A 23,957-nucleotide genomic window follows, 5' to 3' on the forward strand; every position below is an offset into this window, starting at 1 on the left:
ATTGTGCGGCGGGCGTTATTAGCACGAAAGTGAAAGCAGATTCTTGCCCCATCATGGGGCGTCGAATAGTCTAGGTTAAATTTGTTGACTAAGTCTCAGGAAGCGTAAGGTCATGGTATCCGAACTCCGCTACGCACCCGGCGCCAGGGTGGAAATCCGCGATTGTGAATGGATCGTTCGTCGGGCTGATCAAGCGGAAGACGGTGGCTATATTTTGACCGTTGACGGGCTGTCAGAGCTAGTAAATGGCAAGTCAGCTCAGTTTTTGACCAGTCTCGAGCGAGACAATATCCGATTGCTCGACCCTGCCGAGACCAAACTAGAGCAGGATCTGAGCCCCGGCTTCGAAAGAAGCCGGCTGTTCATCGAAACCCAGCTGCGACAAATCACTCCTGCCGATGGCCATATCCACCTCGGCCACAAGGCCGCTATGGACCCGGTACCCTTTCAGCTGCAGCCAGCTATGCAGGCACTAGCGCAGCCGAGACAACGCATCTTGATCGCAGACGCCGTTGGCCTGGGTAAGACACTGGAAGCGGGTATCCTGGTCACAGAGCTGATGCGCCGCGGCCGCGGCAAGCGCATCCTGGTGCTCACCCTCAAGAGCATGATGACTCAGTTCCAGAAAGAGTTCTGGAACCGCTTTACCATCCCGCTCACCCGGCTGGACTCCGCAGGCTTACAGCGGGTGCGTAATAACATCCCCGGCAACCACAACCCGTTCTACTACTACGACAAGTCGATTATCTCCATCGACACCCTCAAGCAGGACAACGAGTTCCGTCGCCATCTGGAACAAGCCTACTGGGACATCATCGTGATTGATGAGGCCCACAACGTGGCCGAGCGCGGGACCAGCTCCCAGCGCGCGAAGCTGGCACAGCTGCTGGCTCATCGCTCAGATACCCTGATCATGCTGTCCGCCACGCCTCACGACGGCAAGGCGCGCTCCTTTGCCAGCCTGATGAATATGCTGGATCCGACAGCAATCTCAGACCCGGACGACTACGCAAAGGAAGACTTCCGCGATAAAGGTCTGGTGATCCGCCGCTTCAAGAAAGATATCCGCGATCAGGTGGCGCAGGAATTCAAAGAGCGCCGAGTTTTTGATCACTATGTACAGGCCGGCCCCGAAGAGGAGGGCGCCTACGATGCCCTTCTGGCGGTACCTTTTACCCACAAAGGGGAATACAGCGGCGAATTGCGTGGGCAGCTGGTACGCATCGGCCTGCAGAAAGCCTTGTTTAGTTCACCCGCGGCTGCGATCAAGTCTACGGATGAGCGACTGCGTAAGTTAAACCGCAGAGAGCCGCCGACCGCGGACGAGCTAGAGGAGATCGGTGCACTTGAAGCCCTGCGCTCAGCGCTAAACAACGTCACACCGGCAGCTTTTGGTAAATACCAGCGTCTACTCCAGCAGCTGCGTGACAAGAACTACGGTTGGTCTCCCCGCAGCGCCGAGGACCGCCTGGTAATCTTTAGTGAGCGCATCGAGACCCTTAGCTGGCTGGAAGAACAGCTAATAAAGGATCTCAAGCTGAAGCCTGCCGCCATTACTCAACTCCACGGGGGCATGAGTGATATCGAACAGCAATCAATCGTGGAGGCTTTCGGCCAACCCGAGACGCCCCTGCGGGTTCTCCTCTGTTCCGATGTGGCTTCCGAAGGTATCAACCTCCACTACCTGTCTCATAGGCTGATTCACTTCGATCTGCCCTGGTCACTGATGGTGTTCCAGCAGCGCAACGGTCGGGTGGACCGTTACGGCCAGCAGCACACGCCGCTCATTACCTACCTCATTACCGAAAGCCAGAATCAAAAGGTGCGCGGCGATACCCGCATCCTGGAGATCCTCAAAGAAAAGGACCAGCAGGCCTACGAAAACATCGGCGACCCGGCCACTTTTATGAAAGTGCACGACACCGATGAAGAGACCCGCCTGACTGCCGAAGCCATGGCCAAGGGTATGGACGCTGGCGACTTCGACCAGGCCTATCAGCCCGAGCCCGAGGGCAACGAGGGCGACGACCTGTTAGCGGCATTCCTGAATCCGGAGAGTGCGGCCGCTCCCGTAGAGGAAGCACCACAGCACACGGTCGACGGCTACAGCCTGTTCGCCTCCGACTACGATTTCTGTGTTCAGGCGCTGGAGGCCCTAAACCGCGAACGCAGCCGCGTAGACTTCACCGCTAACAGCGGCAGTAGCAGCCTGACGCTGACACCGCCGGACGACCTGGACTACCGATTCCGCTTCCTGCCGCAAGAAGTACGCCCAAAGGACGGCCTGTTGACGCTCACCGCCGACAAGCCGCGATTCGAGGAGGAGATCCGTCGCAGCCGTCAGGATGAAGATGCCTGGCCCAAGATGCACTACCTCTGGCCGCAACATCCTGCGGTGGACTGGCTGCAGTCGCGCATCCTTGCAGAAGTGGCCCGCCACAGCGCGCCGCTGCTGGCACTCGATGCCGGGCAGGAAGACGCGCTGCAACCAGGCGAGACCGTGTTCCTGGTCTCCGCTTTGATCCCTAACCGCAAGGCGCATCCAGTCATCTGGGAGTGGTTCGCCGTGCACTGTCGCGATGGTGCCGTAACCGATGTGGAGGCAGCGGTGCCCTGGCTCCAGCAGCTGGACCTCACCAAAAAGCGTCCTAACCGTGCCGAACCACTGGACCTGGAAGCGCTGGCTGCGCTCCGCCGCCCGGCAATTGCGGCGGTGCACGCTGAGATGCAGGTGCGTCAGCGTCAATACACCGAAGAAATGGCACCGCTGCTCCAGCAGCGCCTGGCGGAGCTGGAGACCCTGCGCGGCCGTCAGGTCGAACAGTTGGAGCTGCAACTTGGAAATTCCAAGCAGGACGAGGTATTCATCAATGCCCGCCGCGAGAAGCGCATGAAGGAAATCAAGCACGCCTTCGCCGATTACGAATCCTGGGTGCGCGACACCATCAGTATCGAAGCGGTGCCGCACCTGCAGATCATTGCCGCCATTACCGCCAATACCGAAGCAGAGCACTAACTCATGGCTGTACAGGAAACCGCCGCCACCTTTGTCGGCCTGACCAACGAAAACGATTTCTATAGCGCTCACTACCTGGCGGAAGTATTCAAAGGTGATCTCGCCGGCATTGTGCGTGACTGGGACGCCCAAGCAGAGGAAAGCAGCGATTACACCGCGCCGCACAAAGCCCTGCGCGCGCTGCACCAGGACTACTTCGCCCTGCGCCAAAAGCTTAAACGCGAACGCAGCGTCCGCGCGCGCATCAAGCTGCAGCGCGCTTTTTTCCAGAAGTTGCTGCAGGCGCTGGAGATCCCCTGGCAGCCGGTCAATGTCACCGTGGCACCCAACCGAGAGCTGCCATTACTGGCGGAAGTGGCCGGCAGCGCTCAGAGCAAGCTCTGGGTGCTGGGTGCACTGGATCCGGAAAACGAAGGCGAGGATCCGCTGTCGCTGACCCTGCACCCGGACCAGTTTGTCGGTGAGGGCCCGCATTTCGATGCGCTGAAAAACCGCGACTGGTATCGCCTGCTGAACGAGGAGGTCTTCCGCCAGGAGGAGCCGCCCCGCTGGGTACTATTGCTGAGCGATCGCCAGTGCCTGCTGGTCGACCGCTACAAGTGGGCGCAGAACCGTATGCTGCGCTTCGACTGGGAAGAGATCCTCGGCCGCCGCGACGACCTCACCCTCAAGGCCACCGCCGTCCTGCTGCATCGCGAGAGCCTGGTCCCCGCCGAAGGCGAATCACGCCTGGATGCGCTGGATGAGAACAGCCACAAGCACGCCTTCTCCGTCTCCGAGGATCTGAAGTATGCCCTGCGCAGCGCCATCGAGCTACTGGGCAACGAGGCCGCCGTACAGCTGATTGAGCAAGCCCGCGAAGACAAGAAGGGGATCTTCAGCGGCCAGCAGGCTCTGGATGCTGGACAGCTCTCTATGGAGTGCCTGCGGTATATGTACCGCATCCTGTTCCTGTTTTATATCGAGGCGCGCCCGGAGCTGGGCTATGTGCCAGCCAACAACGAAGTCTGGCGCAGCGGCTACAGCCTCGATTCACTACGGGATCTGGAGCTGGTGCGCCTCACCAGCGACGACAGCCGCAATGGCACCTTCTTCCATCACAGCCTGCAGCGGATGTTCGACTTGATCTTTCGCGGTTGTGGTCCGCAGATGCAGCCAGAGCTACGCGGAGCCAATGAGGAGCCGGGGCAGGCTGCCAGCGGCGCACGCGGTACTTTCCAATTCCAAGGGCTTGATAGCCACCTGTTCGACCCCGCACGTACGCCGCTGTTAAACCGCGTCACCTTCACCAACGAGACGTTGCAGCAAGTCATCTGCTCCATGTCCCTGACCCGCCCGCAGAAGGGCAGGCGCCGTCGCGGCCGTGTGAGCTATGCGCAGCTGGGTATTAACCAGTTGGGTGCCGTGTACGAAGCGCTGCTCAGCTACCGTGGCTTTTTCGCCAGCGAAGATCTCTACGAGGTGGCGGAGAAAAAGAAAAACATCAACCCGGACGATCTGGAGACCGGCTACTTCGTTACCCGCGCCCAACTGGAGGAATTCAGCGAGGAAGAGCGGGTACACGACAAAATAGAGGGCAAGAAAAAGCTCCGCGTGCACCCCAAAGGCAAATTTATTTACCGCCTGGCCGGGCGCGACCGGCAGAAGAGTGCCAGTTACTACACTCCAGAAGCCCTCACCAAGACCCTGGTGAAGTACACCCTCAAGGAACGCCTGCACGAAGACATGCCGGCAGACGAGATCCTCAATCTCACCGTGTGCGAACCGGCCATGGGCAGCGCGGCCTTCTTGAATGAGGCCGTCAACCAGCTGGCCGAGGCCTACCTCACCCGCAAGCAGCGCGAACTGGGCCAGCGCATTCCCCACGAGGAATACGCCGCTGTGCTGCAGCGGGTAAAAATGCATATCGCCGACCACAATGTGTTCGGCGTGGACCTAAACCCGATCGCCGTGGAGCTGGCCGAGGTTTCCCTTTGGCTTAACGCATTGAACGGCGAGCATCAGGTGCCCTGGTTCGGCTACCAGCTGTTTACCGGTAACTCCCTGGTCGGTGCCCGCCGCCAGGTGTACCCAGCCCACAGTCTAAGCAAACAGCCGAAAGACGATCTCTGGTACAACCGCGTGCCGCGCCGCCTGGAGCCAGAGACCCTGGGCGACAATCAGGCCGAAGGCGGCCGGCAGGCAGATGAGATTTACCACTTCCTGCTGCCGGACCCCGGCATGCTGGGGGTGAACGACAAGGTTGCCAAGCAGCTCAAGCCGGAGGCGTTCGACAAGATCAAGGCGTGGAAGAAGGACTTCCTCAAGCCCTTGGACAATGACGAAATTGCCACCCTGCAAACCTTAAGTGCTGCAGTGGATAGACTCTGGGCCGAGCACACCAAAATGCTCGCCCGCGATCGCGCCAATACCGAAGATCAGTTCTCTATCTGGGGTCAGGAGGGCGAGGAGCACCACACGGCTACTGCCGCTAAAGACCGCATTCGCGCGGAAGGTATCTTCAATACCAATGCGCGCCTCGCGTCTCCTTACCGTCGCCTCAAGCTGGCCATGGACTACTGGTGTGCCCTCTGGTTCTGGCCGTTGGATCAGGTGGACCAGCTGCCGGACCGCGACAAGTGGTTGTTCGACCTCAATACCATTCTCAACAGCTCCGGCACTTTCGCATTGGCGCCGGAACAAAGCGGCCTTGATTTTGATAGTGCAGCGGGGGGGCGCAATACCGCCGCGACAGGACTGGAGGCGCCGCAAAGTTCTCTATTCGGCGACGACCCGCAACCTACCCTGCGTCCGCAAGCCCAAGCCGTGCAGAATGTCACTAATCGCCAGGGCGAACTGAATCTGGAGAAACTGTTTCGAGAATCGGTATTTAAGACTCTCAAGCTTGCCAATGACTTGGGGCAGCGCTATAGCTTTTTCCATTGGGAGCTGGCGTTTGCCGATGTCTTCGCTTTCAGAGGCGGTTTCGACCTGATGTTAGGGAACCCTCCCTGGCTTAAGGTGGAGTGGCAGGAGGGCGGCGTACTCGGTGATTACAACCCTCGCTTCGTGCTACACAAACTCAGCGCCACTCAGTTGCGCAACGAGCGCCAAGCAGCGTTCGATCGCAATTCGCATCTCGAGCAGGCTTGGTACGGGGAGCTTGAAGAGGCAGAGGGGATGCAAAACTTCCTCAATGCGTATCAGAATTATCCTGAGCTGGGCGGACAGAAGGCAAATCTATATAAGTGCTTCCTGCCCCAAGCTTGGCGTTGGGGTAATAAGCAGGGTAACAGTGGTTTTTTGCATCCAGAGGGGGTTTATGATGATTCGAAAGGTGGCGATTTTCGAGAGCAGCTTTATCCGCGATTAAGTGCGCACTTTCAATTTGTTAACGAGCTTTCGCTCTTTGCAGAAGTGCATCACCACACGAAATTTTCCATCAACATCTATGATTCGCAGAAAAGCAGCAACGCTGAATTCCTAACTATTGCTAATTTATATTCTGTTGCAACACTGGACGCCTGTTTTATACATGACGGGTCGGGGCCAGTTCCAGGTATCAAGAATGATCAAAACAAATGGAATACTGAGGCTCATGCTCATCGCGTGGTTCATGTGGATCAACGGGCTCTTATTACATTTACAAAGATGTACGACGATACTGGGGCGTCGCCACTACGGGCGCGCTTGCCGGCCATTCATTCTCGGGAACTGATATCCGTACAGGAAAAGTTTGCCAATCAGCCGCTACGTTTAAAAGATTTGGTCGATGCGCTTTACTTTTTTGATGTGCACTTCGACGAGACGCAAGCGCAAAAAAATGGGTCTATCCTGCGCAAGACCCAATTCGCCGAAAGTTCACAACAATGGATATTATCAGGCCCACATTTTTTTGTCGGGTTGCCCTTCTACAAAACGCCTCGTGCTATTTGTTCAAAAAATAGTGACTATGATGTGATAGATCTGAGGAGCTTGCCTTCTGACTACCTTCCTCGCACTAACTATATTCCCGCCTGCGATATAAAGGAATACGAAACGCTTGCACCAAAAATTCCAAGTTCTTGGAATAGATCTCAAAAAAGTAATCAAAGCAGGGTTTCAGAGTGCTATCGATTAGTAAATCGTCGGATGATCGGCCTTAGCCTAGAAAGATCACTCATTACTTCAATAATTCCACCTGGTGTGGCAACTATCAACGCTGCAGTAAACACTGTGGCAAATAACAATTACGATCTTCTGAGCGTTTATACTCCGACATTGGCTATACCTTATGACTTCTATTTGAAGTCAACAGGTAGGTCGGACTTGTACGCATCAACATTGAAGACGCTTCCTGTTTTGCGGATTAAAGAGGCCTCTTTGAGGGCTCTATGTTTGACGGCTCTTACAAATCATTTCGAAGATTTTTGGTCGCAGTGTTTTAGTTTGGTCTCTGGTGAAGATTCCTGGACTACTTCAAGTCCAATGCTTAATTCAAGTTTCTTTGCTGATCTTTCCGCAGAATGGAGTCGTGATTCAGCATTACGCGGTGACTTCGAGCGCCGCCAAGCGCTTCTAGAAATCGATGTGCTGGTAGCCATGGCTTTACGTATGACTCTAGATGAACTGCTCACCATTTATCGTGTCCAGTTTCCGGTCATGCGCCAGTACGAGCGCGAGACCTACTATGACCAAAATGGCCGCATCGTCTTTACCCCCAGCAAAGGCTTGCTGGGAGTGGGCCTGCCGCGCAAAGTCGCCAAAAATGACTCGCCTGTCTCCATTGAGTTTTTGGATGGTCACACCGAAGTCCGCCCTCTGGGGTGGGAGGACGCTAAGCACTTGCCCAACGGCACCCGTATCCATCGAACTGTAATGGATGACACTCTGCCCGGCGGTCCGCGGGAGAAAACGATTACCTATGAGTCACCCTGGTATCTACCCAACCGTGAGGAGGATTACCGGATCGCCTGGGAGGTGTTCAGCGAGCGCCAAGCTAATCAATCGACGGCTAATGCTGAAAGTCTGGAAGTGGAAAAACAATAAACCTAATAGCGGGGCGTAATACGCTCCCAACAATTATTACAACAATCGATAAAGATGTTTTTTTGAGGGGAATCTGATGGAGTCCATATCCCAGTTTTTATCCGAGCTGAAGCCGGAGTGGGTGTTTTGGCTAATTAATGGTTTGCTTGTCTGGCAATTTATCAGGTATTGGCAGGCAAATGACGAGCAGGCCCTGGAGCATGGCCCTACCACTCTGACGACCATCGGTGTTGTAGGTACCTTTATAGGTATTTCACTCGGCTTGGCGAATTTCGATGTAAAGGATATTCAGGGGAGTATCCCCCCTCTACTGGAAGGGCTGAAGACCGCATTCCTGACCAGTATTTTCGGCATCTTGCTTGGGTTGGGGATTAAACACAAAAAGCTGAAATTGTTGGCCAGCTCGCCAGTAGAAGAATTCACCCCTGAGCGTTTCCAGCAGATGTTCCAGGGGCATCTGGATAGTCAGGCGGAACTGACGCAAACCATGAAAGTGGTGGCAGAAAACCTGAATAGCAATAAGGAAGACTCTATTTCCAGCATTCTTGCCAAGGTCCGCAATGATCTGGCTGACCAGAGCCAAAAGCTACTGGCCCAGCGCCAGCTTCACCACAATGAAAGTCGTGAAGATATGGCCAACTTCATCAAAGAGCTGGCCGAGCAGAGCACCAAGGCGATTATCGAACAGCTGGAGCAGGTAATCCGCGATTTCAACGAAAATCTGGCAGAGCAATTTGGAGAGAACTTCAAGCGTTTGGATGAGTCGGTAAAAGCCTTGCTGGAGTGGCAGCAGCAATACAAACAACAGATAGAGAAGCAAACGGAAGCGTTTGAATCAGCGGCTGAGCAACAAGGGCGAACGGCTCAGGCTCTGACAGAAGTAGAGCAGTCTACCCGAGCTATTCCTGATCATATGAGCCAGATGGATGCGATTCTGAAAGCCAATGCGGATCAGTTGGAGGCATTAACGGCTAATCTCGGGTCCTTTGCCAAACTGCGTGAGAAGGCCGAAGAAGCTCTGCCGGTAATCGATGAGCATATCGCGTCCGCCATCAAGACGGTCGAGCAGGCGGTAGAGCGCGCCAGCGGCCATTACCAGAATCTGCTTACGGATTCTCGCACCATGCTGGACGACTTTTCTTCCACCAGTAAGAAGTTCGCCGGAGAATTCAAGGAAGCGACCCGCGAGGGTAGTCAGGCGATCAGTAAATCCCTAGGCGATGTCGCCGATGATGTACGCAGTAGTAGTGACTCACTAGTTAAAGGTGTCCGTGAAGTCACTAACGATATGAAGCTGGATATGCAGTCCACAGGTGAGAACTTGAAGCGGTCGGTAAACGAACAAGTTCAGCAGATCTTCACTCAGTTCGAACGTACAGAATTCAAGCTAAAAGATTTACTGCAAGGCCAATGGGACTCTTGGGATACCGCCATGCAGCAGGAAGTCAGCCGTGTCATCCAGGCGCTTGCCAATGAACTTGGTGCTGTTAGCGGTGCCTTTGTGCATGACTACAAGTCTATGCTCAGTCAAATTAATGGCACCATGTCTCAGGTCCAGCAAACGCTACAGCCTGATACCTAAGGAGCGGTTATGCAGTCTTGGAATCGCTTTGTTCGCAGTGGAAAAACCTCGGGCGAATATTGGCTGACGGTATCGGACCTGATGGCGGCGTTGATGGTGATTTTTCTGTTTATTGCCATCGCTTTTATGATGCGGGTGCAAAAAGTAGTTGTGGCATGGCAGGAGACTGAAACCGATATTATTCGACAGCTATCCCAGCAGTTTGAGCGCAACCTGGAAGACTGGAATGCAGAGTTCGATAGGGAGCGTCTCACTATTCGTTTCAATGACCCGGAAACCTTGTTCGAGCAGGGAAAATCCGCTCTTAAGCCGGCATTTAAGGGGATACTGGATCAATTCTGCCCCAAGTATTTCGCGATATTGGATAACTATATCGGTGACTTGGACGAGGTCCGTATCGAAGGGCACACCAGTCCGGAGTGGAATGAAGATACCAGTAGTACCGATGCATTCTTCAACAATATGCGCCTGTCTCAGAGTCGCACTCGTGCAGTAATGGAGTATTGCTTCCGCCAAGATGAGTCGCGCCAGTACGGCTGGCTGCATAGCCTTACCCGCTCGGTGGGTATGTCATCAGCTCAGCTTCAGGAGAACGATGAGGGGCAGGTTGACTACGAGCGCTCACGGCGAGTGGAGTTCCGTATCAAGACTAAGGCTGAGGAGCGTATTGCTAGTATTCTGAGGGGCTGGCAGTGAGTGGCATGCGCATAGATTTCAATCTGTCGGCCCTCGCTGCGGCATTGAAGCCTCTCGCCTATGGTCATAGCCCACTTGATTTAAATTCTGTTCCCTTGGGTCGCTTAGAAATAGACCCACGCCTAAAAAAAGGCCAGATAGAAATTGAGGCGGGGCACATTGAACATGACCCGCAGGGCCGTGCGACTTTTGCCGACCGTCCTGTGCTGTTGTTTATTAAGGACCAGGGAGGGTATTTACCCGAAGTACTTGGCGGCCAACTCGAAAAAGGCAAAATGGTGCACCTCCGCCGTTGTAGCACCATAAAATCCATGGCGGAAGATGGCAGGGGTGATCGCTACAGCGTATTGATTCGCGACGATGGCTACTTTCCAGTCTATGCGGCTGGGTACGGTGTAACTTCCGAGGAGCAGCCTGCCCGTCGTCGAGTTTGCCTCATCTGCCTTACTGAACTGAACCTTATTGGTCGGTGGGACTTCAATAAAAGAAAGCTAGCGGCGAGTTTCCACTTTGAGAAGTACCTGGGTGGTGAGTTGGGAAGAGACCAGCTATTCAATGCCCAGTATGGAGCTCCGGATAGCAAACGCTTTCCATTAGGCGGTTCTGAGGCCCCAGTACCAGAAGGCAAGCTACGGACTGTCCATGTACCACTAAAAAAGGCGACAGGAACAGCATCACCCTTGGCCAAAGAGCCCCAGCCAATTGATACAGCTCGTCCGACGCCAACACCCGAAGACAAAAAGGGCGAGCCCGATAGTTGGGGCGAAATCAGCCAGCAGATGCGCCAAGCTGCAGGTTGGACTTGCAGCGAATGTAAGGTTTGCCTCAGCCAGCACCCGCGCTTATTACACGTCCATCACCGTAACGGACAGAAGAAAGATAATCGCGCCGGAAATTTGCAGGTTCTCTGTGTGGAATGCCATCAGAAGCAACCAATGCACGGTCATTTGCGAGTTACAGCGGGCGACGCAGCGCTACTGGCAGAACTTCGTGAGCGGCAGTCACATCATGAGGACAGTGAAGATATTCTCACAGCGCTTGAGGAAGAGTTCCCGGAAGCCTTTTCCGGTGATTGCGCGGTTTTTAATGGAACAGGCGAAATTGTGATTGATGCATTGGCGATTTTTCGCGGTGCTCAGTTAGCAATATGCGACTCACCGGATCACTGGAAATCGAGTGATTCGGTAGCAAATAAGTGGTTAGTTTTTCTCTTAAATGAATTCAAAACGGGCGATCAAGCAATCGCGGCGGTTCGTAAGAGATTGAATAGCTGAGAAAATCACGGCTTAAGCTGTCTGCGAGATGGCCGAGAAGTAGAAGAATAAGAGTAGCGGCTCAAAAGTTTAAGGACGCATTATGATCCCAGGCCTGCTTGCTAACGAAGTCGCAAGCGCACTGCGCGAGTTTATCGTTACCGGTTTCGAGACGGAGACGCCCCCGTTTGCCGGTGAATTCCGCCGCTTGGTCGATGAGCAACTGGAGGGCGAGGCTTTCATTAAGGGGCCGTTTATTTCTATCGGCTTGCCATTTCGTGGTGGTAAAGAAACGCGAGACTGGTTTTCCGGGTTTCAGACCGACTTTCCACCCTATGCACACCAAGAGCAGGCATGGCAGCGGCTGGCTTCTAACGGCAGTGCTAGCAATACCTTAGTGGCAACTGGTACGGGCTCCGGTAAGACCGAGTGCTTTCTCTATCCGGTATTGGATCATTGCAAGCGTAATCGTGGCCCCGGTATTAAGGCGATAGTGATCTATCCCATGAATGCTCTGGCAACGGACCAGGCTAAACGCTTTGCCAAGGTTATCCATTCACAGCCGGGGCTCAAAGGTACTCGAGTCGGCTTATTTGTGGGGGGCGGCGAACATAGTGCACAAAAGGAAATGTCCGAAGAAGGCGTCATAGCCTGTAAGGAGACCCTACGGCAGAGCCCCCCCGACATTCTGCTCACCAACTATAAGATGCTCGACTACCTGTTGATGCGGCCAAAGGATCAAGCGCTCTGGGCGCACAATGGCCCTAGCACGCTCCGTTATCTGGTGGTGGATGAGCTGCATACGTTTGACGGGGCGCAAGGTACAGACTTGGCGCTGCTCATCCGGCGGCTTCGAGCGCGTTTTAATATCGCGCAAAAGCAATTGATCAACGTAGGTACATCGGCAACCCTCGGCTCGCCAGAGCAGGCAACCGGTCTACTGCGATACGCGGAGGATGTGTTTTCCAGTCCCTTTACGGGCAACGCCGTGGTCGCGGAGCAGCGACAGACCGAGGCCGAGTTCATCGGCGTGCTGGAGTACCTCAACCTCAATGCGGACCTTGCACCGGAGCGGTTGAGTGGCGCGCTGTCGCAGGACTTGGAAGCCTATCTGAATGCGGCCTATGAGCTGTATTTCTGTGAGCCCCCCACGGAATCACTTTTGACCCAAGAAGGGCGCATCGAGCTGGGTTGGCAGCTGCGCACCCATGGGCAGCTCTCGAACCTATTGCGCCAATTGGGTAGCAGTACCGCGGCACTTGGCGAGCTTAGGAAAATGATGTTGAGCCGGGTTCCGAAGTCTTTTGCGCAAAATCCCGAGTACGTGGTGTTGGCTCTGTTGGCGCTTCTGGCGCAGGCCCGAAACGAGCATGGTCAGCCGTTGGTGCAGTTGCGGGTACAGCTGTGGGCTAGGGAGCTTCGACGTATTGTTGCGCGTTTGGAAGGCAGTGCGGTTCCCGCGGACGAAGAGCCACTGCTGTCATTTGCCGACGATAAGCTGAACGAGGAGCGCAGCTTACTTAGGTTGCCGCTTGTTCAGTGTCGGGAATGCCACGGAACTGCTTGGCTAACGCGTATTGAAAGTGGGCAGATCATTGGCCAAAAGGTGGTATCGGATCTTTCCAGCATTTACTCAGGTTTCTTTGGCAACCACGCAGAAACCGCTGTATTACTTCCGGGAGGCGCTGACAAACTGGGTGCTGAGGAAGGCAGTGACTACCGTGTATGCCGCTATTGCGGCACGCTTACCTCCGCCACTGACGACGGAGACTGTCCGGGCTGCCAGGCCGATAAGGCCGACCTGATAAAAGTACTGCGACCTCGCATGCAGAAGTCGGTGCGAAATGGTGGTGTCAATCGGGTGGTGCACGAGAATCACTGCCCTTACTGCCGTGCCAGCGGAGGACTCATTATTTTCGGTGCGCGCGCTGCGAGCCTGAGTGCCGTCGCTGTCCATCAGTTGTTCAGCAGTCGGGACAATGACGATAAGAAATTGATTGCCTTTAGCGACTCGGTGCAGGATGCCACACACCGTGCAGGCTTCTTCAGCGCACGTACCTGGCACAACAACATCCGCATGGCTCTCACCCATGTGCTGGATGGCTGTAGCGGTCCTCTTTCTCTGCTGGGGGTTCAACAGCGTTTCGAGAAAGTGTGGCTTGAGTCCGAAGGGGGGCAGCTACCGCTTGAACGGTATCTGCGAGAGTTTATGCCGCCTGATGCACGCTATCGTGGTGACTTCGAGGAGTTCGAGCGGACCGGGAAGGTAGTGGATCCTGCACCTCTGCTCGGGTTGATCCGGGAACGCATATTGTGGGAGGCGCTCGAAGATCTGACCTGGCGTAGCCAAGTAGGGCGCTCGCTGAACCGGGTGGGTATTGCGGCAGTAACTTGGGATCCCGATCTTGTTTCTAACCATTCGGAATCGTGGGCATCAGAGGTATACAACGCTTTAGGCTTCGAAATTTCCACTTCACAAGCGGCTACTCTTCTGAACGGCCTGATGCAGCATATGGTGCAACGGGGCGCCGTTTGGCTGCGAGAATTTGATACGTATCTGTATGAGGGATCCCTGGCGTATTTACTCAACAAGTTGAGCTTTACTCCCAGCTTGGGGCCCAGCAGCCCCCGCCCACATTTCCCTGCTTTGAAAGCCGAGGCGGGCTTTGATCCGCTTTCGGCCAAATCTCAGACTTGGTATCAGCGGTGGTTCGCATCAGTCGTTCCAGACCAGCTCCTGGATCCACTGCATCGTGACAAAATTCTGGAGTCCGCACTGGATGCGCTTGTCGCGGCCGGTTTGTTGCGCGATGGAGTCTCTAAGAAAGGTACGCGTTATTGGGGTATCGAGCCTGAACGTCTGGCGCTGGCAACCGATGTGATCGCACTGACCTCCGACAACCATCGTCCGCTGCATATTGCAAAGGACCGTGCGGGAGAGTGGATCGGCGCGCCGCTTATTGAGGCGCTAGGCCACCATGTTGTTTATACGGAATCAGGTCCTGTTCGCGCGTCGCTGTACCAGTCATTATATCGACACGGCGATGTGCATCGGGTAATTGCTCATGAACATACTGGTCTACTGGCACGGGAAGACCGGGAAGAGGTTGAACGTAGTTTCATCGCCGGGGACGGTCCGTGGGAATACAACCTGCTTTCCGCAACCCCGACTCTTGAGATGGGTATTGATATTGGTGACCTGTCCAGTGTGCTGCTCTGTTCGGTCCCTCCGGCGCAAGCCAATTACCTGCAAAGGGTTGGCCGTGGCGGACGCCGTGATGGCAACAGCTTTGTCTTGACGTTGGCGAATGGCCGCCCCCATGACCTGGTCTTTTATGCCGACCCGAAGCGGATGCTGGAAGCGCCGATAGAACCCCCAGCAATTTTCTTGAAAGCCCGCCACGTTCTGAGACGGCAGTTACTGGCCTATGCGATGGATTGCTGGACACGGGATAGTCGTGGTGACAACCAGATTCCTACGCGTATGCAGCCCGTACTGGATGCGGTTGAGTCGAATCGGGGAGGGGCCTTTCCTTATACGTTGCTGGACTATATCCGCAACAATATGCAGCAGATTTGGGAAGACTTCTGTGAATTTGTCGCTTCCGGGCTGGACGAGGATAATCGTGAACTGCTGGGCCAGTACCTATTTGGCGGCCCGCAGCACCAAGACGATCACCTGCAGTTGTATGTAAATGGGCGTTTACAGCAGGTGGTAGAAGAGCGGAGCAGCATTGCTAATAACATCGCGTCACTACAGAAACAGCTTAAGCTGCTTGAAAAGCAGCCGGATGATGAGCATAGAAAAGCCCAAATTGAAGAGATAGACCAAGAGCTGACTGGCTACAAGCGGCTGCGCTGGCGACTAAACCAACGCGAAACCTTGAATTTCTTCACTGATGAGGGATTGCTACCAAACTACGCCTTTCCTGAGGAGGGCGCCACGCTGCACTCGATCATTTTCCGTACTGAGAAAAAGGAAGGTGAGCGGGAACTGGTGAAGAGAGAGTACGAATACCAGCGACCTGCCCAGGCCGCGTTGACGGAGCTAGCTCCTGAGTCGGTATTTTATGCCGGTAACCGTCGGGTGAAGATCAGCCGTGTCGAGACGTCCAAGGGACGCAATATACAGCAATGGCGTTTCTGTCCCCGGTGTCATTATTCGACTCCGCAAGAAGATCCCAACGGCGGCTTCCAGGCGGCCGCATGTCCTCGCTGTGCATCACCAATGTGGGCGGATCAATCAGCTCGGACGCGGATGCTCAAGATGACACAGGTCTATGCGTTTACGAACGCGAAGGACGCCATGCTCGATGACCGCTCAGATGATCGAGAGCCCGCATTCTTCAACAAGCAGATGCTAATCGACTTCGCCCCGGAAGATGTGGAGATAACATGGATCCTGGACGACGATCAGCGTCCCTTTGGGTTTGAGTTTGTTCGAAAAGCGCGCTTCTTAGAGGTAAATTTTGGGCGTAGAGACCAGGATTCCCTTCAGTTTGAAGTGGCAGGACAGAACCTCAACAGGGCAGGATTCCCAATATGTGAGGACTGTGGCTCCGTTCAGCCTCGCCGTGGTGCGGCAGTTCACCTAAAGTCCTGTACTTACAACGGCCGGGATGCGGGCAGTCAGCAAGGGCAGCAGCCAGGGATTGTCAATTGCCTCTACCTCTATCGACAGTTCACATCAGAGGCGCTGCGCATTCTAGTCCCAAGGCTATCAAGTGGCGGCACAGAAACTCAGCTCCAGTCATTTATTGCTGCATTGCAACTTGGATTAAAGCGCCGTTTTGGCGGTAAGGTCGATCATCTCCGCGTCGCTTACCAGAGTGAACCGGTGGGCCAGACGGACGAGAAAAGGCACTTTCTGGTGCTCTATGACTCCGTTCCCGGTGGAACTGGCTATCTCCATGACCTGCTAAGCGATGCGCTCAACATGCAGTCAGTGTTCCGCGAAGCGTTTCAAGTCATGAATGAATGCGATTGCTACGGTGGCACCATGGATGGTTGTTACCGTTGCCTGCTTGAGTACCGTAATTCCTACGGTATGGAAGACACTCGGAAGTCGGTGGCGTTAGAGCTGCTAGCCGAGATCGTTGATTCTGATCGAACTTGGAAGAAAGCCGACCAATATCTAAGCCGGATGAAATCCACTTCCTGGGTAGACAGTGAGCTCGAAGCTCGCTTTCCGGAAGCACTTGAGAAGTTCTCTGGTCGTCCGGTTGTCGAAGGCAAGCGTGTCCGTGTGTTCCGCGACGTCGTTCGTCGCAAAAATGGATTTCGCTTGATTATTGGCACTCGTGAATATGAGGCAGAACCTCATGTTCTGCTCGGCCCTGCGCAGGGTGTCCAATTCAAATCTGAGGCTGACTTTGTCCTATGGCCATCGAGTACCGAGGAAAAGCCCGTAGCGATCTTCCTTGATGGCTATGAATATCATGCCGACATCGTGCAGGATGACCTATTGAAAAGGCAGGCATTAATGCATGCCGGTTATGTTGTATGGTCCTTGAATTGGTATGACATCAATCAGGTCATGGGCGGCAGCGCATCGGAAGTCCCATTGCTCTCCCGATTTATCCATTCCGAGCATTCTTCGGTCGCCGTGAAAGCACTGACAGCTCAGTTAGGAGCTAAGCCTGTAGAAGAGTGGGCAGCTCAAACTAACTTTGAATATCTGCTCTCATTTTTGGATAAGCAAGACTATTCACTCTCCAGTTCCCAATCCTGGCTATTTGCATTGTCCACCTTTCCCGCACGTCAATTTCCTGATTCCTCTTTGAGAACGGCGGTAAAGGCCTTATGGGAAAAGTACCCCGCGGAATTTATTGACCGGCAGCCGGCAGATGTAGTCGCTGCAGCGAATTACGAATGGCAGGATCCCGCTTCGATGGCGTGTATTGGGTCGGCTATGCTTGCAGGACCAAACTCGCTGGACGGTACTGATTTGGGAAATGCCGCACTGGCTATCTCGTATCAAATGGAGCGTTCAAAGTTGCGGGAAGCGCGACCGCAATGGCAGTGCTTCTGGACCTTGGTGAACATTCTGCAGTTCCTTTCAAGCTTCTACGCTTACACCATCTCATCACTGGCCGATGGAGCCGCGGCTGGGCTACATTGGCCAGTAAAAACTAGTGCAACCGTACCCGACAGTTCGCCCACAAGTGGGGCTAGCGCTTGGCTTTCGGAAATTGATCCAGAATTAGCAGAGGAATTGATGGCCAAAATTGACTATTGGCCAGAGGTTCCTGAGGTTGGCTATGAGCTGCTCGCTGACAGCGGGGAGATTGTCGGTGAAGCCGAACTTGCATTCGAAGTTAGCAGAGTCGCATTGTTACTAGATGCCCAAATGGACTCAAGAGAGGCCTTCGAGAGGCTGGGGTGGACGGTCGTAAGTGGAGCCGACGAACTCAAGCACGCTTTAGGCGCTAAATAATTATTGGGGGATCACATGGTTAGTATCGCTTTTTCAGAAAAGTATTTTTCAGCCCTGAGTCAACTCGAGCCAAAGGAGCAAAGTCAAGCGAATAAAGCGCTTTTGCAGTTTCAACAAAACCCCCAACATGGTGGGCTCCACTATGAAAAACTGACTGCATTCAAAGATGAAAAATTACGCTCGATCCGGGTCAACCAGGATGTACGCATTATCTTGGCTGTGGCTGAGCAGGATGCTCTCTATATGGTGCTCTATATTGCACATCACGACGATGCCTATGATTGGGCGGCCAAGCGCAAGATTGAAATCAACCCAAGTACCGGGTGTCTCCAGGTCTTCGCCGTAGCGGAGCACGAACAGCTCCCGCAGGTAGTCACCCAAACTGAGAGTAACGGTCCTGGTCTTTTTGATCAGATTAAAGACAGGCAGCTTCTAAAGCTTGGTGTGCCGGAAGCTAGTATACCGGTAGTCAGGGGAATGGCCATCGAGGCGGATTTGGAGAATGCCCTAGACCGAGACCAAATCCCCAAGGATGCCTATGAAGGACTATTCATGCTCATGGCCGGCGCTACATTCGAGGAAGCCTACAATGAAGTTGTCCCTGAACCAGGATCTGATGAATTTGATACCAGTGACTTTGCTGGTGCGCTAAGCCGGCCAGAGTCTAAAGCTCATTTTACAGTTGCTGATAATGAGGTTGAGCTTCTAGAAGTTCTGGAACAATCTCTGGAAAAGTGGCGGGTATTCCTGCACCCGAAACAGCGACGCTTGGCCAATGGTAGAAAAAATGGGCCCGTGCGTGTTCTAGGTGGTGCGGGAACCGGGAAAACTGTGGCTGCGATGCATCGTGCAAAATGGCTGGCCAACAACGTAGCGACTGAAGAAAGCAAAGTACTATTCACAACTTTTACCAAGAATCTAGCAGCCGATATAAGAGAAAATCTAAGTAAAATTTGCTCAAATGAAAGTTTCGCTAAGATTGAAGTAACCAATTTGGATGCTTGGGTAATTAATTTTCTTAAGACGCAAGGTTATGACTTCCGTCTTCTAACTAGCAGTAATCTTGAGAGGGAGCTTTGGGAGCAAGCATACTCAGAGAAGCCCGCAAATGAAGATCTATCCCTCGCATTCTTTAAGGAAGAGTGGTCACACGTTATTCAGCCACAGTCGATTACGTCAGTAGAAGAGTACAAGCGGGCATCCAGAATAGGTCGCGGTACCCGTTTGAGTCGCGCTCAAAGAATCGCAATCTGGCCAGTTTTCGCAGAGTATCGTCGATTACTGACCCAGCGACAGTATAGAGAAACGGATGATGCTTATCGGGACGCCCGCCTACTTATGGAGGCGGATCCATCTAAGCGACCAAGCTTCTGCGGTTTAGTCGTTGATGAGGCCCAAGATATGGGGTCGCAGGCATTTAAGCTATTGCGCGCAATGATTCCAGAAGGGGCTAACGACATCTTTATTGTGGGCGATGGACATCAGCGTATCTACGGTAAGAACAGAGTTGTTTTAGGCCAGTGCGGAATCAATATCCGTGGTCGTAGCTCACGTCTTAAACTGAATTATCGTACCACCGATGAAACAAGGAAAAAGGCTGTCAGTCTACTTCATGGGGTGGAAGTGGATGATCTGGATGGTGGTACAGACAGCCATCAGTACTATCACTCGTTGATGCACGGGCCTGAACCACTTGAGCAGAGCTTTGCCACATTGGATGAGCAATGTCAGGCCATTATCGAAATCATACGGAGTGGAACTTCTGATCCGAGTGCTTGTTGTGTAGTCGCTCGAACTAATAATGAAGTTGAACGTTTACGTAGCTGCATTGAACGGCTGGGTCTTATGTGTCACAAATTGGACGGTAGTTCAGCGGCTCTAGTATCAGGTCGCTTAAATGTGGCGACAATGCACCGTGTAAAAGGGCTCGAGTTTGATGCAGTATTCGTCGCTTCCGCTAATTCAGGTTTGGTGCCACTGTCTTCTGTTGTCCAAAGTGCTGGAGATCCGGTTATGCTGAGACAAAAGGAAGCAGAAGAGCGTGCTTTGGTCTATGTGAGTCTTACGCGGGCGAGGAAGCTCGCTTATCTATTTTCTTATGGCGAAAGAAGTGAATGGTTCTAAATTTCTTGTGGTAATTACCTGGATTGTCTGCGTAAACGGTTTGGGTGAATTTGGATAGCTTGAATCGCTGTGAAGTGAATGTATCAGTTTCGATAGAAACTCCCATGGGTTAATTAGAAAATTGATGTTAGATTGACTGCGAGCAGCTCTGAATTTCCGGTGTGACAGGGGGCTGCTTACGATAAGCCTTATAAGAACTTAGAAAAATAAAGGAAGTAGGTATTATGGCGAACCATTTGACACTTCGGTTGGCTTGGCATAACGATGGATGGAACGGACGAATCTGCCAAAATCCGGCAAAAAATACTTACTGCGTGGGCTGCTCCTCATATCCTGGCGAGTTGGTGCGTGAGCAGCGGGATCTAAAATGGGAGAAAAAGCACGCCGGTAAAAAATTTAGCGAATTAGAACAACCTCCTGCGTGCATGTATAGCGGCTCTGCCTTTTCGGAAGAGGCTAATCAGATCAAGGCTGATCCGCCTGATTTTTTTAACGATGATACAAAAACGAAGTATTGGGAGAACCCACCTGCGACGGCTTGTACCTGGCCTTACGAAGCGATGTACAACCGCGATGATGTTAAGGTTGGCAATCGGTACGATTATGATAAACGCTTAGCTTATGCAGAAGAGCATTTTGAGTCTGTCGAAGCAAATAAAAGCCTAGTTTTTTATTACGCTAACTACTCGAATCCACTGAGTGATGATGAAGAGCAGCGTTATTTGCTAGTAGGTGTGGCACGAATAAAAAACGTTATGCCAACGATTTATTATGAAGGCTGTTCTGAGCGTGTACTAGAAAGATATAAAGGCTTTATCTGGCAAAGAGGCATCAGCTCTTATTATCCAGAGCAAGGAGTACGCTTGCCATATCATCGATATCTGGATAAACCGTCTGTCTTACAACAGTTTGCAGCATATCCTGAAAACAGTAGCTTATGTAAGTACGCTACCAAACAGGTAAGCGATGACGAGGCGCTTGGGCTGTTAGAGCAACTCCTAGAGTCGGTCCGGATCGTTCGCGATGACCTGCATGATGATAGCGAAAATTGGGATCAACGTATTCATTGGCTCGAAAGTCTTATTGCTGAGCTTTGGCGGAGTAGGGGAGCGTACCCGGGAATGCCAGCGGCTCTCAACCTATTAGGGTTGGAGGAGGCTATTTCTGAATTTAAGCAAGAAGTAGAAGCGGGTAGAGAAGCAGAAGCAGTCAAAGAGATAATCGCATTCTGTCGAGGAGAGCAAGATCATATAGTTGGTTTTGTCCCGTTTACTGAAGAGCTTGAAGAAATCCGTAGATATATCGATATCGAAGTAGCTGGCAAGCTAGATATTCTAATTAGTAAGCTGGCTAGGATTGAGCTCACATCCGAGCAAATGTTGGCAATCCTAAGTGAAGGCCGATCTAATAATGGCCTTCGAGTTTCTCTGAATGAAATTGCTGAAAATCCCTATCTTATTTCTGAGCAATATAGAGGAATTGACCAGCATGACGTAATCAGGTGGAGTAAAGTAGATAGGGGTATGCTGCCTTTACCAAACTTGTCCGCCGATCCATTATTTAAAAAGAATTCAAAAGAGCGTTTGCGAGCTTTACTATTAGAAACGATTCGTGGATTTCATCAACAAACCTTTATTTCTGACTCTACGTTGATTGAAAGGGTCAACAAAAGAATCCTGGTTCAACCTGAGTGGAAGCAGAATCTCGTTACAGAGAGATACCTGGAGGTTGATAAACCCTTCTACGATGGGGCAATAGTCCAAAAAAATGAAGGTGGCGTTAATTATCTTTACGACGCTAATGTCTGGGAAGATGAATGCCTCATCAGAGAAAGTCTAAGTAAGCTCCTGAATGCCCCAGATATTTCCTTAAAGCGTCCTCTGGGTGATTCGTTTTGGACGTCTTGCCTGTACCGAGAGCAGAGTAATCTAGCAAGAAGTGCTCCGGAAGAGTATAAGGCTGCTGTCGACACTCAAAGAGTGGCATGTGAAGCTGTAATTTCAAAGCGCTTATGTGCAATTACGGGTGGTGCTGGTACGGGTAAAAGTACCGTTGTCGCCGCTTTGATTAGAGCAGTTAGAAAGGCACATGGTGAAGGCGCTAATGTCGCCGTTCTGGCGCCCACGGGTAAGGCTACAGACCGCCTTCGCTCAGCATTGCATGAGTCTGGGGTGGATGGCGTAAAGACGTTAACAATTCATTCACTTCTGGCAAGCCATGGCTGGCTTCACGACAATATGGCTTTTAAGCGTGAAGGTGGCAAACGGATAGATCTATACAGTACTTTAATTATTGACGAGTCATCTATGATTGACTTGTCTCTAATGGCGACTCTTTTCCGAGCTATCGATTGGAATACTGTTTCTCGCCTGATTTTAGTTGGTGATGCTGCTCAACTTCCACCAATAGGTATTGGTAAAGTTTATGCGGATATCGTTAGCTATCTTAGGGATAAATATGAAGATCATTTAGTTGAGTTAACGGAAAATCTTCGTCAGTTGGAGAATCGGGTAGGGGGTCAAGGTTGCGGTATATTGGAGCTAGCGAATCTCTTTATTAATCCATACGTTCGTCCACTAGGTTCTATAGATGAAAAAAGTGATTCTGATCGAGAAAAATTAATTCAGAAAGTTCACGAAGGAGGGTCAGTCGATAAGGACTTGCGAGTAGTATATTGGCAAGATGAAGAATCTTTATCAGAGGTTCTTATAAAGCAGATAGTTCAGGATGTGACCTGCGATGATAATCTCGACAAGTCTGAGGCAAAACGTCTTGGTGATCTACTTAACAACAATATCAACGCATTACAGATCTTGTCACCTGTGCGTGGTGAATTATATGGTACTCAGCACATAAATACGCGCTTTCAGAGTTTTAAAAGTGAATACTGGATAAGCCGCGGTCTTATTGACAATATCGCAATGTTCGATAAGGTGATTCAAACAAGGAATATACAAAAAAGTAATCCGTTAAAGGCTTTCAATTTTGAGACACGAAAGGTGGATAATATTCAGGTCTTTAATGGTGAGATTGGCAGGGTAGTGCCAACGGGAAATTGGACGCAGTTTTTTAAAGACAGTAAGTGGTCCGGGTTTAGACTTAAGAATTTTTCGGTGAAATTCTCTGGGAAGGATAACCTGAGCGTAAACTACTGTACGAACTCTAATAGTAAACCAGAAGGTAATCTGGAACTTGCTTACGCGATCTCCGTTCATAAAGCTCAGGGAAGTGAATTCGACCGCGTGTATTTTGTCCTACCGGAATCTAGCCATTCAGCTTGTATGGAACTGATTTATACGGCACTGACGAGGGCTAAGTATCACTGTACATTATTTGTGCAGGGGGGTGTTGATTCGCTGATCAATAATTCCAGGCCAGAGATGTCTGCGCTAAAAATGATTAATTCGTCTTTGTTTGAGTTTCAGCCAGTCAATGATCTTTTGGCTAACAAGCCACACTGGTACGAAGCGGGAAAACTTCATGAGTCCCTAACTGGAGATATGGTTCGCAGTAAATCTGAGGTAATTATTGCGAATATACTGCATGAGAGGAAGATACCATTTTGGTATGAGAAGCCTTTGGTTGCTCCAGATGGAACGATGTATTTACCGGATTTTACAATTCAGTTTGGAGGTGAAACGTATTTCTGGGAGCACTTGGGAATGCTTTCAAATTCGAGCTACAAAGAGCACTGGGAAGAGAAGCAGCGTTGGTATGACGCAAACTTTCCTGGCCAATTGCTAATAACCGAAGAGAGACCAGATCTTTCCAAAGCGGTGACAGACATAATTGAGAAGCTGGGATAGTTTAGGCAGAGATCGCTATCCACTGAACAACTAGAGT

8 protein-coding genes are annotated in these 23,957 nt (G+C 52.1%); all 8 read left to right on the forward strand.

Features of this window, described 5'->3' with window-relative positions:
• The first annotated feature begins 112 nt into the window (after positions 1-112).
• The 8 genes from BLW36_RS11225 to BLW36_RS11260 all read left to right on the forward strand — a co-directional run bounded on the left by BLW36_RS11225 (position 113) and on the right by BLW36_RS11260 (position 23,920).
• The gene (locus tag BLW36_RS11225) at positions 113-3,016 is read left to right on the forward strand and encodes a DEAD/DEAH box helicase (protein WP_091388284.1); all 2,904 of its coding nucleotides are present in this window, start codon (positions 113-115) and stop codon (positions 3,014-3,016) included.
• Between the two features lie 3 nt (positions 3,017-3,019).
• Positions 3,020-8,023 (forward strand): N-6 DNA methylase, encoded by a 5,004-nt coding sequence (locus tag BLW36_RS11230; RefSeq protein ID WP_091388286.1) that lies wholly within the window; start codon positions 3,020-3,022, stop codon positions 8,021-8,023.
• Positions 8,024-8,099: 76 nt separating this feature from the next.
• Positions 8,100-9,605: a coiled-coil domain-containing protein gene (locus BLW36_RS11235; protein WP_091388288.1), complete on the forward strand. Its 1,506-nt coding sequence runs from the start codon at positions 8,100-8,102 to the stop codon at positions 9,603-9,605.
• A gap of 9 nt (positions 9,606-9,614) precedes the next feature.
• On the forward strand, positions 9,615-10,301 hold the full coding sequence (locus BLW36_RS11240) for an OmpA/MotB family protein (protein WP_091388290.1): 687 nt from the start codon (positions 9,615-9,617) through the stop codon (positions 10,299-10,301).
• Positions 10,298-11,575, forward strand: coding sequence for an HNH endonuclease (locus tag BLW36_RS11245; RefSeq protein WP_139304869.1), 1,278 nt, complete (start codon positions 10,298-10,300; stop codon positions 11,573-11,575). Before BLW36_RS11240 ends, BLW36_RS11245 begins: the two co-directional genes overlap by 4 nt.
• An 82-nt stretch (positions 11,576-11,657) precedes the next feature.
• On the forward strand, positions 11,658-17,990 hold the full coding sequence (locus BLW36_RS11250) for a DEAD/DEAH box helicase (protein ID WP_091388294.1): 6,333 nt from the start codon (positions 11,658-11,660) through the stop codon (positions 17,988-17,990).
• 15 nt (positions 17,991-18,005) lie between these two features.
• Positions 18,006-20,114 carry a UvrD-helicase domain-containing protein gene (locus tag BLW36_RS11255; protein ID WP_091388296.1) on the forward strand — a complete coding sequence of 703 codons (2,109 nt, stop codon included), beginning with the start codon at positions 18,006-18,008 and terminating at the stop codon, positions 20,112-20,114.
• Positions 20,115-20,338: 224 nt separating this feature from the next.
• Positions 20,339-23,920, forward strand: a complete 3,582-nt coding sequence (locus tag BLW36_RS11260; RefSeq protein ID WP_091388298.1) for an AAA family ATPase — start codon at positions 20,339-20,341, stop codon at positions 23,918-23,920.
• Positions 23,921-23,957 lie beyond the last annotated feature (37 nt).

Origin of the sequence: Microbulbifer marinus (assembly GCF_900107725.1) — a bacterium.
GTDB lineage: Bacteria > Pseudomonadota > Gammaproteobacteria > Pseudomonadales > Cellvibrionaceae > Microbulbifer > Microbulbifer marinus.

Coding starts and splice junctions, on each gene's coding strand:
- BLW36_RS11225 (WP_091388284.1), top strand. CDS start 113: ATGGTATCCGAACTCCGCTACGCACCCGGCGCCAGGGTGGAAATCCGC.
- BLW36_RS11230 (WP_091388286.1), top strand. CDS start 3,020: ATGGCTGTACAGGAAACCGCCGCCACCTTTGTCGGCCTGACCAACGAA.
- BLW36_RS11235 (WP_091388288.1), top strand. CDS start 8,100: ATGGAGTCCATATCCCAGTTTTTATCCGAGCTGAAGCCGGAGTGGGTG.
- BLW36_RS11240 (WP_091388290.1), top strand. CDS start 9,615: ATGCAGTCTTGGAATCGCTTTGTTCGCAGTGGAAAAACCTCGGGCGAA.
- BLW36_RS11250 (WP_091388294.1), top strand. CDS start 11,658: ATGATCCCAGGCCTGCTTGCTAACGAAGTCGCAAGCGCACTGCGCGAG.
- BLW36_RS11255 (WP_091388296.1), top strand. CDS start 18,006: ATGGTTAGTATCGCTTTTTCAGAAAAGTATTTTTCAGCCCTGAGTCAA.
- BLW36_RS11260 (WP_091388298.1), top strand. CDS start 20,339: ATGGCGAACCATTTGACACTTCGGTTGGCTTGGCATAACGATGGATGG.